This is a genomic window from Kitasatospora atroaurantiaca, assembly GCF_007828955.1.
Lineage (GTDB): Bacteria > Actinomycetota > Actinomycetes > Streptomycetales > Streptomycetaceae > Kitasatospora > Kitasatospora atroaurantiaca.
Map to the genome: position 1 here is coordinate 1,386,112 of NZ_VIVR01000001.1, position 13,073 is coordinate 1,399,184.

At 71.4% G+C, this 13,073-nt stretch carries 14 protein-coding genes and 1 pseudogene; 12 read left to right on the plus strand and 3 right to left on the minus strand.

What is annotated here, in order from left to right; genetic code table 11:
• The first annotated feature begins 105 nt into the window (after nt 1-105).
• The 5 genes and pseudogenes from ligD to FB465_RS06260 all read left to right on the plus strand — a co-directional run bounded on the left by ligD (nt 106) and on the right by FB465_RS06260 (nt 2,886).
• Nucleotides 106-1,023 (plus strand): non-homologous end-joining DNA ligase, encoded by a 918-nt coding sequence (gene ligD, locus FB465_RS06240; protein ID WP_246193146.1) that lies wholly within the window; start codon nt 106-108, stop codon nt 1,021-1,023.
• 3 nt (nt 1,024-1,026) lie between these two features.
• Nucleotides 1,027-1,239, plus strand: a complete 213-nt coding sequence (locus FB465_RS06245; protein ID WP_145788314.1) for a hypothetical protein — start codon at nt 1,027-1,029, stop codon at nt 1,237-1,239.
• Nucleotides 1,240-1,273: 34 nt separating this feature from the next.
• A complete protein-coding gene (locus FB465_RS06250) occupies nt 1,274-1,831 on the plus strand; it encodes a hypothetical protein (RefSeq protein ID WP_211785733.1) in 558 nt (185 codons plus the stop codon).
• 95 nt (nt 1,832-1,926) lie between these two features.
• Nucleotides 1,927-2,229 (plus strand): annotated as a pseudogene (locus tag FB465_RS06255) (type 1 glutamine amidotransferase family protein); the annotation flags it as partial.
• 111 nt (nt 2,230-2,340) lie between these two features.
• Nucleotides 2,341-2,886, plus strand: coding sequence for a DoxX family protein (locus tag FB465_RS06260; protein WP_145788315.1), 546 nt, complete (start codon nt 2,341-2,343; stop codon nt 2,884-2,886).
• 123 nt (nt 2,887-3,009) lie between these two features.
• Here the strand turns inward: FB465_RS06260 and FB465_RS06265 are convergent, their stop codons facing one another.
• Nucleotides 3,010-4,644 (minus strand): amidohydrolase, encoded by a 1,635-nt coding sequence (locus FB465_RS06265; RefSeq protein ID WP_145788317.1) that lies wholly within the window; start codon nt 4,642-4,644, stop codon nt 3,010-3,012.
• Between the two features lie 28 nt (nt 4,645-4,672).
• On the minus strand, nt 4,673-6,127 hold the full coding sequence (locus FB465_RS06270; protein WP_145788319.1) for an APC family permease: 1,455 nt from the start codon (nt 6,125-6,127) through the stop codon (nt 4,673-4,675).
• Nucleotides 6,128-6,320: 193 nt separating this feature from the next.
• Here FB465_RS06270 and FB465_RS06275 point away from each other — a divergent pair, with 193 nt between their 5' ends.
• Both FB465_RS06275 and FB465_RS06280 read left to right on the plus strand, forming a co-directional pair.
• Nucleotides 6,321-7,058: a TetR/AcrR family transcriptional regulator gene (locus FB465_RS06275; protein ID WP_145788321.1), complete on the plus strand. Its 738-nt coding sequence runs from the start codon at nt 6,321-6,323 to the stop codon at nt 7,056-7,058.
• Between the two features lie 10 nt (nt 7,059-7,068).
• Nucleotides 7,069-7,314 carry a hypothetical protein gene (locus FB465_RS06280; protein ID WP_145788323.1) on the plus strand — a complete coding sequence of 82 codons (246 nt, stop codon included), beginning with the start codon at nt 7,069-7,071 and terminating at the stop codon, nt 7,312-7,314.
• Nucleotides 7,315-7,447: 133 nt separating this feature from the next.
• Here FB465_RS06280 and FB465_RS36745 read toward each other — a convergent pair whose 3' ends face one another.
• Nucleotides 7,448-7,684: a hypothetical protein gene (locus FB465_RS36745; protein WP_246192540.1), complete on the minus strand. Its 237-nt coding sequence runs from the start codon at nt 7,682-7,684 to the stop codon at nt 7,448-7,450.
• On the opposite strand from FB465_RS36745, the gene FB465_RS36750 reads away from it, so the two are divergent.
• The 5 genes from FB465_RS36750 to FB465_RS06305 all read left to right on the plus strand — a co-directional run bounded on the left by FB465_RS36750 (nt 7,677) and on the right by FB465_RS06305 (nt 13,072).
• The gene (locus tag FB465_RS36750; RefSeq protein WP_246192541.1) at nt 7,677-8,024 is read left to right on the plus strand and encodes a COG4315 family predicted lipoprotein; all 348 of its coding nucleotides are present in this window, start codon (nt 7,677-7,679) and stop codon (nt 8,022-8,024) included. The genes FB465_RS36745 and FB465_RS36750 overlap by 8 nt on opposite strands.
• 22 nt (nt 8,025-8,046) lie before the next feature.
• Nucleotides 8,047-8,619 (plus strand): DUF6529 family protein, encoded by a 573-nt coding sequence (locus FB465_RS06290; RefSeq protein ID WP_425461135.1) that lies wholly within the window; start codon nt 8,047-8,049, stop codon nt 8,617-8,619.
• A gap of 307 nt (nt 8,620-8,926) precedes the next feature.
• On the plus strand, nt 8,927-10,582 hold the full coding sequence (locus tag FB465_RS06295; RefSeq protein WP_145788327.1) for an APC family permease: 1,656 nt from the start codon (nt 8,927-8,929) through the stop codon (nt 10,580-10,582).
• A 235-nt stretch (nt 10,583-10,817) separates the two neighbouring features.
• Nucleotides 10,818-11,846 (plus strand): phosphotransferase family protein, encoded by a 1,029-nt coding sequence (locus tag FB465_RS06300; RefSeq protein ID WP_145788329.1) that lies wholly within the window; start codon nt 10,818-10,820, stop codon nt 11,844-11,846.
• A gap of 2 nt (nt 11,847-11,848) precedes the next feature.
• Nucleotides 11,849-13,072, plus strand: coding sequence for an acyl-CoA dehydrogenase family protein (locus FB465_RS06305; protein ID WP_145788331.1), 1,224 nt, complete (start codon nt 11,849-11,851; stop codon nt 13,070-13,072).
• Nucleotide 13,073: the final 1 nt, after the last annotated feature.

Below are 13,073 nucleotides of genomic sequence, written 5' to 3' on the forward strand. Positions count from 1 at the left end.
CTGGTCGGGGGCACCCTGGAGAGACAGGCAACGGAGGGCAGCAGAGTGACCGTCTCAGCAAGCCAGGCAGCCGGGCCCGTGCCGCTCCCGGGAGCGCTCAGCCCGATGCTCGCCACGCCGAGCCGGCGCCGGGAGTTCGACAGCGGCTGGATCCTGGAGCGCAAGCTGGACGGCGTCCGCGCGCTCGCGTACCGCGACGGCGACCAGGTCCGGCTGGTCTCCCGCAACGGCAAGTCGATCGAGGCCGGGTACCCGGAGCTGGTCGAGGCCCTCGCCGCGCAGCCCGTGCAGCGCTTCGTGGTGGACGGCGAGATCGTCGCCCTGGACAACCACGGCGTGACCAGCTTCGAGCTCCTGCAGCGCCGGATGCAGCTCCGTGACGCCGCCAGGGCGAGGGCGACCGGCGTCACGGTCACGTACTACCTCTTCGACCTGCTCCATCTGGAGGGGTACGACACCACCCGACTGCCGCTGCGCTCGCGCAAGCAGCTGCTGCGGCGTGCGATCCGCTTCGGCGGGCCGCTGCGCTACACCCTCCACCGGAACGCCGACGGCGAGGCGCCGCTGGCCGACGCCTGTGCGCGCGGCTGGGAGGGCCTGATCGCCAAGCGGGCCGAAGGGCCGTACGTGCAGCGGCGCTCGCCCGACTGGCTCAAGCTCAAATGCTCGGCCGCGCAGGAGCTGGTGATCGGCGGCTTCACCGAGCCGGCCGGCAGCCGGGTGGGCTTCGGCGCCCTGCTGCTGGGCTACTTCGAGGACGGCCGCCTGCGGTACGCGGGCAAGGTCGGCACCGGATTCGACGCCGCCACCCTGCACCGGCTCCGGGCCGCCATGGACGGCCTCGCCCGGTCCGACTCGCCGTTCGCCGACCCGGTACCGGAGCGGGACGCCCACTGGGTCGAGCCACGCCTGGTCGCCCAGGTCGCCTTCACCGACTGGACCAGGGACGGCCGCCTGCGGCATCCGCGCTTCCTCGCCCTCCGCGAGGACAAGGACGCCCATGACGTGGTGCGGGAGCAGTGACCCGTGCACCACGACGACGCGGCGCCCCCACCCGACCGGACCACCTACCTGGTGACGTACACGCCGGCCGGCTCGCCCGGCACCCGCGAGGCCGAGGTCACCGTCGTGCCCGGCTACTCCCAGGAGAGCGACATCCCGCGCCTGCTCGCCGCCCGGCTCACCGGCGACCCGGACGACGCGGTCCGCATCACCATCCGCTCCCTCCGACCGCTCTGAGCGCGGGTGGATTTCACACGACCAGGAGGACGTCATGGACGATCCGCAGCCGCCGCACTGCCCGCACTGCGGGCACGGGGACTGGCAGACGGTCCTCGGCCAGGACTTCGTCCAACTGGCCGCCCGTAGACGGCGGCAGGGGCTGGGCCTGGTGATGGCCTGCTGCCTGGCGCTGATCCCCTGGATCGTCTACCTCGCCACCACGCTGCCGGTGCACTACGAGTCACGGCAGTGGCGGCTCGCCTGGGTCGGCTTCGACATCGCGCTCCTGCTCGCGCTCGCGGCGACCGGCTGGTCGGGCTGGCAGCGCAGGCAGTTGGTCGTCCCGTGCGCCCTCGTCGCCTCCGTCCTCCTGCTCTGCGACGCGTGGTTCGACGTCATGCTGGCCTGGGGAACCGACGACCTGTGGCTGAGCCTCGCCTCCGCGCTGCTGGTCGAACTCCCGTTGGCCGGGCTGCTGTTGAACCGGGTCCGGCTGATCCTCAAGCTCACGCTGAAGGTCTACTGGTACCGCGCCGGGATCCCCGGCGACCCGCCGCCCCTCCACCGGGCCACACTCTTCGCCGACCCGCGCCGCGATCCGCCGGGCTGACCTTCGCGCGCGCCTTCGCCGCCGAGGTCGGCGTGACGCCGGGTCGATATGTCGATGGCATCAGGCTGGAGACAGCCCGCCGCCTGCTCGAGGACAAGGGACGCCAGGCGGCCTCGCACTGGCTGACCCTCGACCAGTTGCCCGGCCTCGGTGCGGCCCCGAGCCCGGACCGGGTGGTGTTCGACGGCAAGTACGCGACCGCCGCCGGAGTTTCGTCCGGTATCGATCTCGCGCTGCACCTGGCCGGCCGGATCGCCGGGGACCGCGTCGCCCAGGCCATCCAGCTGGGCACCGAGTACGACCCCCAACCCCCGTACTCCGCAGGCTCCCCGGCCACCGCTCCGGCCGAGGTGGTCGCCGCACTGCGGGCCGACAAGGCCCGCATCATGGGAGCCTGAGCCGGGGTCGACACACCGTCAGTTGTTCAAAGTAGAACCATCATGTACGGTCAAGCCAGACCGATGGTTCGAATTTGAACCACAGTGCCCGAGACGGGAGAGAGCCCCTTCATGTCGACCCTCACCGCCCCGCAGAACGCCTCCGCAGACAGCCGACGACCGAGCGCCTCCCCCCACGGATACGACGCCGGACTCCTGCTGCTGCGCCTTGTGCTCGGCCTCACCATGGCGGCGCACGGCACACAGAAGCTCTTCGGCTGGTTCGGCGGCTTCGGCCTCGACGCGACCGGCCGGTTCTTCACCGCCAGCGGCTACCCGTCGGGCCGCACCATGGCCGCCGTGGCCGGGCTCACCGAGACCTTCGGCGGGCTGGGCGTGGCCGTCGGCCTGCTGACACCGCTGGCCGGTGCGGCCCTGGTCGGCACGATGCTCAACGCCCTCGCCGTCACCTGGGGCGGCGGCTTCTTCGCGCCGAAGGGCTCGGAGTACGAGTGGCTGCTCACCGCAGCGGCGGCGGCAGTCGCACTGACCGGCCCGGGCCGATACGCCGTGGACCACTTCGTCCCGGTCCTGCGCTCGCACCGGCTGGCCCGCGGCGTGGCCGCCCTGGGGCTCGGCGTGATCCTGGCCGGCGTGGTGCTGCTGCTCCGCAACTAGACGGGGCAACCACAGGGGCGCGGGGCCCTGCTTGATGAACTGCGTGCGCGAGATCGGAAGGCGACGACCTGTGCCCTTCCGGTTTCGCGAAGTTCCCCGCGCCCCTGGGATACCCCGAAGCCGCTAGGCCGAGTGCACCAACTCCCCGCCCACGTACGTCTGCAGGACCCGCGCCTCGGCGATCTCCTCCGGCGGTCCGTCGAAGACGTCCCGGTCGAGCACCACCAGGTCGGCCAGGTTGCCGGCCCGCAGACTGCCCGCATCGTCCAGCCCGTTGACGTGGGCCGAGCCTGCCGTGTAGGCCGCGAGAGCCGTGCCGAGATCCAGCCGCTGCTCCGGCAGGAAGACCCTGCCACCGGTGGCGCCGGGCTCCGTGCGGTTGACGGCGACATGGATCCCGGCGATCGGGTCCGGGCTGCTGACCGGCCAGTCGCTGCCGGCGGCCAGCGTGGCCCCGGCGCGCAGCAGATCGCCGAACGGGTACTGCCAGGCGGCGCGTTCGGGCCCGAGGAAGGGGATCGTCAGCTCGTCCATCTGCGGCTCGTGGGCGGCCCAGAGCGGCTGGATGTTGGCGATCGCGCCGAGCCCGGCGAAGCGCGGCAGGTCACTCGGGTGGACGACCTGCAGGTGGGCGAGATGGTGCCGGGTGCCGCGTCGGCCGTTGGCGGTCCGGGCGGCCTCGACGGCGTCCAGCGCCTCCCGTACGGCACGGTCGCCCAGGGCGTGGAAGTGCACCTGGAAGTCCAGCGCGTCCAGCTCGGTGACGTACGAGCGCAGCGCCTCCGGGTCGACGAAGCTCAGCCCGCTGTTGGCCGTGGCGCAGCCGCAGCCGTCCAGGTAGGGGCTGGTCATCGCGGCGGTGAAGTTCTCGGTGATGCCGTCCTGCATGATCTTCACCGAGCTCGCCCGGAACCTGCCGTGCCTCAACTCGGCCCGGCGCTCCACCAGTTCGGGGATCTGCTCGGCGCCCCTGGCGCGGTCCCACCAGAGCGCTCCGGTGACCCTGGCCGTCAGGGTGCCGGCGCGGGCGGCGGACAGGTAGGCGTCCGAGGGGTCGGGCTGGCCGTTGAAGACGCCGAGCAGGGCGTCCTGCCAGCCCGTGATGCCGAGGGAGTGCAGCAGCCGCTGCGCTCGCAGCAGCCCGTTCAGGCGGTCGGCGGCGGTGCTCGGCGGCACCAGACGGGCGACCAGGCCGGTGGCTCCCTCCTGGAGGGCGCCGCTCGGGGTGCCGTCCGGCTCGCGCTCGATCCGGCCGTCCGCGGGGTCGGGGGTGTCCCTGCTGAGCCCGGCCAGTTCCAGGGCACGGGTGTTGGCCCAGGCGCCGTGGTGGTCGCGGTTGAGCAGGTACACCGGACGGTCGGCGACCACGCTGTCGAGCAACTGCCGGGTGGGGAGCCCGCCCTGGAAGCTCTCCAGCGACCAGCCGCTCCCGGTGATCCAGGGACGTTCCGGGTGGGCGTCGGCGTACTCGCGGATGCGCCGCAGGTACTCGTCCGTCCCGGTGGTGCCGGTGAGGTCGCACTCGCTGAGTTCGGAGCCGCCGTACACGGCGTGGATGTGGGCGTCCTGGAAGCCGGGGATCAGCAACCTGCCGCGCAGGTCGACGACTTCGGTCTTCGGTCCGATCAACTCCCGGACCTCGTCGTGGCCGACGGCGGTGATCCGTTCGCCCGTGACGGCGAGGCTGCTCGCCCGCGTGCGTGCCGAGTCGGCCGTGAGGACGGGGCCGCCGGTGAAGACCAGATCGGCGTGGGTCATGAGTGGTGCTCCATGAGGGTGGGTGTGGTCATGCGGACGTGATCAGCGTGACGGCCTCGGCGTCGGTGCCGCGGCCGGTGAGGAAGTAGGGCGACTTACGTCCCCAACGGGCCCAGGCGCCGGCCAGCAGGCCGGACCCGATCATCAGGACCGGGCAGAGGAGCTGGAACCAGCCGTTGTCGGCCCGGAGTTCGAAGTGGTCGGTGGAGTCGTAGAAGGTCCAGGCGAGGTAACCGCCGAGCGCGAGCAGGGCGATCGCGCTGAGCACCGGGCCGACCACCGCACGCAGGGCCTCCAGCGGCGCCGTCCGCAGCAGGTGGCGGAAGCGGACGGCGGAGGCGATGGCCGTCAGTGCGTAGTAGAGGGCGACGACGATGCCGATCGCGTTGACGGCCGCCGAGATCAGGTCGGTGACCGTCGGGATGACCAGCGAGAGTACGGCGATGGCGGAGGAGATGACGGAGATGAGCACCGTCCCGGCGACCGGGGTCGCGTGCCGCGGGTGGATGCGGGTCCAGATCCGTCCGAGGGTGCCGTCACGGCCCATCGCGTAGGTGCCGCGCGCGGTCGGGATGACGGCGGCCTGCAGGGACGCCACGGCGGAGAAGGTCAGCGCGATCAACGGCAGTGCGGCCAGCGGCTGGTGGGCCAGCTTCTCGCCGAAGTAGGTCAGGCCGTGGGCGCCGTTGCCGGCCAACTCGTCCAGCGGGAGGACACGTTGGAAGGCGGTGGTGGCGAGCAGGAAGATCCCCAGCATGACCGTCAGTGCGATCAGACCGCCGCGCGAGGCGTCGCGCGGGTCGCGGACCTCCTCGCCGACGCTGAAGACCGCCTCGAAGCCCCAGTAGCAGAAGACCGCGAGCACCATCCCCTGGGCGAGTGCGGTGAGCGACGGTATCGCGAAGGGGTTGTACCACTCCAGGGAGAACGGCTGGGTGCCGGCGAACAGGCCGTAGCCGCAGAACCCGAGCAGGACGAGGTACTCGAAGACCAGCAGGTACCGCTGCAGACCGGCCGCGAGCTCCAGTCCGCGGACGGCGACCAGGGTGGCCGCGGCGAGCACCACCAGGCCGATCAGGGTGGTCTGCAGGGTGGAGTCCGGGTCGAGCGCGAGACCGGCCAGGCTGTGCAGGCCTGCCTGCCCGGCGAGTTGGAGGATCGCGGAGCCGGTCACCGCGGTGGTGTACGCCATGAAGACGACGGTGCCGACGATGTTGACCCAGCCGGTGAGGAAGCCCAGCCAGGGGTTGAGCGTACGGCCGACCCAGGTGTAGCTGTTGCCGGCATTGGGTTCGACGCGGTTGAGCCGCCCGTACCCGCCGGCGATGCCGAGCACCGGCAGGAAGGCCAGCAGCATGATGGCCGGCAGGTGCAGGCCGACGATGCCCGCGATCAGGCCGAGCCCGATGCCGATGCTGGAGGTCGCGGCCGTACTGGAGGCGGCGATCACCACGCCGTCCACGATGCCGATCGACTTCCGCATCGTCACGGGCGTGGAGCCGCCGTGCCGCCCCGAGGATCTCGTCCCGTCCTTCGCCACTGCTGTCAACGGACCACCGCCTTGACCGAGGGGCCTGTCGCGGCCCCGGTGGCTGGCCATGAAACTCCGACCCTCTTCACACGTCAATGCCGTTGACATAAGGTGCGGGACCACGGAGCGAGGCGAGGAGCCGGACATGACCGACCGAGTGGTTCCGGAGCCGGAGCGGCGTCGCAGGCGGCCGACCAAGCAGGGCACCGTGCTGTCGGAGCAGGTCATCGTGGAGACGGCGCTGCGGCTGCTGGGCCGGCACGGCGCCGAGGCCCTCACGGTCCGGCGCCTGGGTGCGGCGCTCGGGGCCGACCCCAGCGCGCTCTACCGGTACTTCCACAGCACCGACGACCTGCTGCTGGCCATCACGGACGAGCTCATCGCGCAGGCCCAGCACGGCTGGCGGGCCACCGGCGACTGGCAGGCCGACCTGCGCGACATCGGCCTGCGGATCCACGCCGCCTACCAGGCACACCCCCAGGCGGCCCTGCTCGCGGCGTACCGGACCACCGGTCGGAGCAACGAGACCCGGGCGGTCGAAACGATCCTCGGCCTGCTGCGCGGGGCGGGCTTCCCGGACGGCGAGGCGGTGCGGTTCTACCACGCGTTCGTGGACCAGGCGCTCAGCTTCGCCGCCCTCGACGCGGCGGTCGCCGCACTGCCCGCCCCGGCCAGGGCGGCCGATCTGAGCGTCTGGCAGGCCCGGTACGCCCAGCTCCCGGCGAGCACCCACCCCAACATCGCCGCCACCGCGCACCTGCTGATCGGCGACATGAGGCTCAGCGGCTACCCGCTCGCCCTGGACCTGCTGCTCTCGGCCGTCGCCGCCCGGCTGCCCCGCAGCGCGAGCGCACAGGTGGGGCCTGAGCGCTCCAAGGAGTGACACTGAAGGCATGGACGAGTCACGCCGCACGCCGGACGGGGACATCTTCACCCCGCCCGTCGTCGTGCGCCCGCCCACCCGTGGGGCGCGGCCGTACCGCCGGGTCGAGATCTACGGCCGGCTGGTCGGCAAGGCGTACACCGCAGAGGATGTCGCGGAATTCATCCGGCGCGCCGGGGTCGACGACCCCGACCTGGATGATCCGGATCTGGTCGGCTGGCGGGGCGGCGACGCCACCGTCTGGACGGCCGAGTAGGCGGCGGCCTCACGCGGCCGGGCTGAGGACCATCCGGGCCAACCGCTTCCCTCCAACCGCCGACATGGCGGCCTCCGGAGTGGACGCGCGGCCGGGACCGGGCGGTAGTGGAGGGAGTCGATCCGCCCCTCCGTCAGGAGTCCCGCATGAGAGCCCTCCGCCCGGCAACCACTTCACTGGCCGCCGTCGCCCTGCTGGTCGCCGCGTCCGCCGGCTGCTCGAGCAGCAAGAGTTCCAGCAGCAGTACCAGCTCGCCCACCACCTCCGCGCCGACGTCCGCGTACGCTTCCGCCTCGCCGTCCGCGAGCGCCAGTCCGTCGGCCTCCGCCTCCGGATCGGCCGCCGCCGGTACGACCGTGGCCGTGGCCACCGCGGGCAAGCTCGGGCCGATCCTGGTCGACTCCAAGGGCCGGACGCTCTACCTCTTCCAGGCCGACACCTCGACGACCTCGACCTGCAACGACGCGTGTGCAGCCGCCTGGCCGCCGCTGACCACGACCGGCGCCCCGGTCGCCGGAACCGGAGCCGACGCCGGCCTGCTGGGCACCACCAAGCGCGCCGACGGCAGCACCGAGGTGGTCTACAAGGGCCACCCGCTGTACTACTACGTGGGCGACGCCAAGCCCGGCGACACCAACGGCCAGGAGCTCAACCAGTTCGGCGCCGAGTGGTACGTCCTGAATGCCGCCGGCGACAAGGTCGAGGGCTGAGCGGGCCGGGGAGGAAGACGCCGTGCACCGCATCGATGTACCGGCGGGGCGGCGTCGCCGCGCCGCCCTCGGCGCACTGTGGGTCCTGCTGCCGCCGGCCATCACGCTGGCCCTCTACTGGTACGGCCGCGCCCACACCCCCGACTATGCGCGCGGGCTCTTCGGGCAGTACGGCAAGGACGCACAGCGCCTCAAGGCCCAGCTGGGCACCGCCCTGCTGGGCCTGGCCCTGATCCAGCTGCTGCTCGCCCTCTGGATGTACGGCCGGCTGCCCGCCACCGGCCCCGCCCCCCGTCCGGTGCGGACCACCCACCGGATCGGCGGGCTGGTCACCTTCCTGGTCTCGCTCCCGATCGCCCAGCACTGCATCACCGCGTACGGGGTGCAGCTGACCGACACCCGGGTCGCCCTGCACTCGGTCACCGGCTGCTTCCTGTACGGGGCCTTCGCCGCCAAGGTGATCGTGGTACGCCACCGCCGGCTGCCCGGCTGGGCGCTGCCGGTCGCGGGCGGCGTCCTGGTCTGTGCGATCGCGCTGCTGTGGTACACCGCCGCGCTCTGGTTCCTGAACGGCTATCAGGCGCCCGGACTGTGATCCTGCACCACATCAACCATCGACAGAATCCTGTATATCTATTCACTTCCAACCCGCAAGTAACCCCCGAGACGCTCGGAATTGGCCACATCACTATGCGCGCGACGGCGAACCGATCCCCATTCCGGGAAAGCTCAACAAATCCTCAAATGCCCTCTGACCTGCACCGATGACACCTGTGCGGCTGAGGTGAAAATGACCTCGTGAATGTAACTATTCGGCTTCGGTGACTGTTGCGCAGCACCGACGTCCGCCTAGCCTTGGGCAACTCTCAACACCCCTGCCACCCCACGAGGTTTTCTCCCCCATGGCATCTGTTGACCAGCTCACCCCCACCGTCGCCCCACCGACCGGATCACCGACCCGCCGCAGCCTGCGGCGCGAGGTCGGGCTCATCGGTCTCCTCTGGGCCTCCGTCGGCTCGATCATCGGCTCCGGCTGGCTCTACGGGGCCAAGAACGCCGTGATGGTCGCCGGCCCGGCGGCCCTCATCTCCTGGGGCATCGGCGCGGTCGCCATCGTGCTCCTGGCGTTCGTCCACGCCGAGCTGGGCGGGCTGTTCCCGGTCGCAGGCGGTACCGCGCGCTACCCGCACTACGCCTTCGGCGGCCTGGCGGGCATGTCCTTCGGCTGGTTCTCCTGGCTGCAGGCCGCGACGGTGGCACCGATCGAGGTCGAGGCCATGATCGGCTACGCCGGTCACTGGGAGTTCGCGAAGAGCTTCCTCAACGACAACGGCACCCTCACCACCAGCGGCTTCATCGTCGCGGTGATCCTCATGGGCGTCTTCGTGGCGGTCAACTTCCTCGGTGTCCGCGTGCTGTCCCACACCAACAGCGCTGCCACCTGGCTGAAGATCTTCGTCCCGCTGCTCACCATCTTCGTGCTCGCCGTGACCAACTTCCACGGCGGCAACTTCACCTCGCACGGCTTCGCGCCGTTCGGCACCAAGGGCGTGCTCGCCGCGATCAGCACCAGCGGCATCATCTTCGCCCTGCTCGGCTTCGAGCAGGCCATCCAGCTCGCGGGCGAGAGCAAGAACCCCAAGCGCGACATCCCCCGCGCCGTGCTCGGCTCGGTGACCATCGGCACCCTGATCTACGTCCTGCTGCAGGTCGTCTTCATCGCCGCCCTTCCGGCGGCCTCCTTCGCCGGCGGCTGGGACAAGCTGGACTTCCCCGGCATCGAGGGCCCGTTCGCCGGTCTCGCCACCCTGGTCGGCCTCGGCTGGCTGGCGTGGGTGCTGTACTTCGACGCCATCGTCTCCCCCGGCGGCACCGGCCTGATCTACACCACCTCCACCTCCCGCATCTCGTACGGCCTCAGCAAGAACGGCTACGCGCCGCAGGCCTTCGAGAAGGTCGACGGGCGCGGCGTGCCGTGGTTCGGTCTCACCATCTCGTTCATCACCGGCGTGATCTGCTTCCTCCCCTTCCCGAGCTGGCAGGAACTGGTCGGCTTCATCACCTCGGCCAGCGTGCTGATGTACGCGGGCGCCCCGCTGGCCTTCGGTGCGCTGCGCCGCCGGCTGCCGGACCGTGAGCGCTCCTACCGCCTGCCGTTCGGCGCGGTCATCGCCCCGCTGTCCTTCGTGGTCGCGAGCCTGATCATCTACTGGACCGGCTGGCACACCCTGGCCAAGCTCGGCTTCGCCATCCTGATCGGTTACGCGCTGCTCGGCGGCTACGCCGCGTACGCGATCCGCAAGGGCCTGCCGAACGCCCCGCAGCTGAACTGGAAGGCCGCGCAGTGGCTGCCGGCCTACCTGCTCGGCCTGGGCGTGATCTCCTGGCAGGGCGGCTTCGGCGACGGCAACGGCAACCTGCCGATGTGGTGGGACATGGCGGTCGTGGCCGTCTTCGCCGTGGCGATCTACTACTGGGCGATCCGCGTCGCCCTGCCCGCCGAGGCGATCGAGCGCAACATCGAGGACGTCGAGGTGGTCGACGAGGGCGGCCACTGACCCCTCACGCACCTCGTCAGGAGCCCGGCCGGTCCCACCGGCCGGGCTCCTGCGGTTGTGGGACGGGGCCGCTGGTGCGCAAGTGGAAGCAGGAGGTCAACGGCACGTGCCCCTGCGGGGATGCCTCCGTCCACCGGCGGAGCCTGTGAGGTGTCCCCGGAGCGTTGACAGGCGGACCGGTCACGGAGATGCTAAGCAAGCGCTTAGTCACCTACCCTGACCTCCCGAGGACGCCATGAGCGATGAGTACCCCGACCCGCCCGGCCTCGATCTCGCGCGGGTGCGCGAGCACCTCGATGCCGAGCTGCCCGGAATCGTGCGCGGCCCGCTGCGTGCCCGCCTGTTCGAGGGCGGCAGGTCCAACCTGACGTACCTGCTGGAGGACGGCCGCACGAGCTGGGTGCTGCGCCGACCGCCGCTGGGCCATGTGCTGGCCACCGCGCACGACATGGCCCGCGAGCACCGGGTGATGGCCGCTCTGCAGCCCACCCGGGTACCGGTGCCGAAGACGCTGCTGCTGGTCGAGGACGCGTCGGTGATCGGCGCGCCGTTCTACCTGATGGAGTACGTGGAGGGCACCCCTCACCGGGACGCCGAGGCGCTCGCCGCCCTCGGGCCGGACCGGGTGCACGCCCTCGGACTGCACCTGGTGGACACCCTGGTGGACCTGCACGCCGTCGATCCGGACGCCGTCGGCCTCGGGGACTTCGGCCGCCCGGAAGGCTTCCTTGAGCGTCAACTCCGTCGCTGGGGGCGCCAGCTGGACGCCTCCCGGAGCCGCGAGGTGCCGGGCATCGACGAGCTGCACCAGCAGCTGACGGAGAGCCTGCCCGTCTCGCCCACGCCCGCCCTGGTGCACGGGGACTACCGGCTCGACAACGTCCTGGTCGGCCCTGACGACCGCATCCGGGCCGTGCTCGACTGGGAGATGTCGACGGTCGGCGACCCGCTGACCGACCTCGGGCTGCTGGTGATGTACACCGAGCTGGCCCGCCAGTACGACGGCATCCTGCCCGGCGCCGCCCTCGCACCCGGCTTCCCGACCACCGCCGAGATGGTCGGCCGGTACGCGCTGGGCTCCGGGCGGGACGTCTCCGCGCTCGGCTGGTACGTCGGCTTCGCGTCGTTCAAGCTCGCGGTCGTGCTGGAGGGCATCCACTTCCGCTTCACCCAGGGCGGGACGGTGGGCACGGGCTTCGACCGCGTCGGCGAACTCGTCCCGCTGTTCGTCCAGTTCGGCCTTACCTCGCTTAAGGAGCGGTGACCGTGGAGTTCTCGTACGACGAGCGGACCGAGGAGCTGCGCGGGCAGCTGCTGGCTTTCATGGACGAGCTGGTGTACCCGGCGGAGCCGGTACTGGCCGCCCAACTCGCCGACCCCGCACGTGAACCGTGGTCGATCCCGCCGGTCGTGGCGGAGCTGCAGGCGGCGGCCCGCGCACGGGGGCTGTGGAACCTCTTCCTGCCGGGTGAGCACGGCGCCGGGCTGACCAACCAGCAGTACGCGCCGCTGGCCGAGATCACCGGCCGCAGCATCCTGCTGGCACCCGCCGCCCTCAACTGCGCGGCGCCGGACACCGGGAACATGGAGGTGCTCGCCCAGTTCGGTGACGAGGCCCAGCGCAAGCAGTGGCTGGAGCCGCTGCTCGCGGGCGAGATCCGCTCGGCCTTCGCCATGACCGAGCCCGAGGTGGCCTCCTCCGACGCCACCAACATCACCACCCGGATCGCGCGCGACGGGGACGAGTACGTCGTCAACGGCCGCAAGTGGTACATCACCGGGGCGATGAACCCCGAGTGCCGGATCTTCATCGTGATGGGCAAGACCGACCCGACGGCCGCCACCCACCGGCAGCAGAGCATGATCCTGGTCCCGCGCGACACCCCGGGGGTGACGGTGAAGCGCGGGATGAAGGTCTTCGGGTACGAGGACGCCGACCACGGCGGGCACGCCGAGATCCTCTTCGAGAACGTCCGCGTCCCGGCCGCCAACCTGATCGGCGAGGAGGGGTCCGGCTTCGCGATCGCCCAGGCCCGGCTCGGTCCCGGCCGGATCCACCACTGCATGCGGGCGATCGGAATCGCCGAGCGGGCACTGGAGTTGATGTGCCGCCGGGTCTCCGAGCGGGTCGCCTTCGGCAAGCCGCTGGCCGAGCAGGGCGTGGTCCAGGACTGGATCGCCGAGGCCCGGGTCCGGATCGAACAGGCCCGGCTGCTGGTGCTCAAGACGGCCTGGCTGATGGACACCGTCGGCAACCGGGGCGCCCACACCGAGATCCAGGCCATCAAGATCGCCGTACCGGCGACGGTCGAGTGGATCCTCGACAAGGCCGTACAGGCGCACGGCGCCGCCGGGGTCAGCCAGGACACCCCGCTCGCCCAGCTCTGGGCGGGCAACCGCACCCTGCGCCTGGCCGACGGCCCGGACGAGGTGCACAAGCGCTCGCTGGCCCGCCGTGAGCTCAAGCGCTACCAGCAGAAGGAGGTCTGAG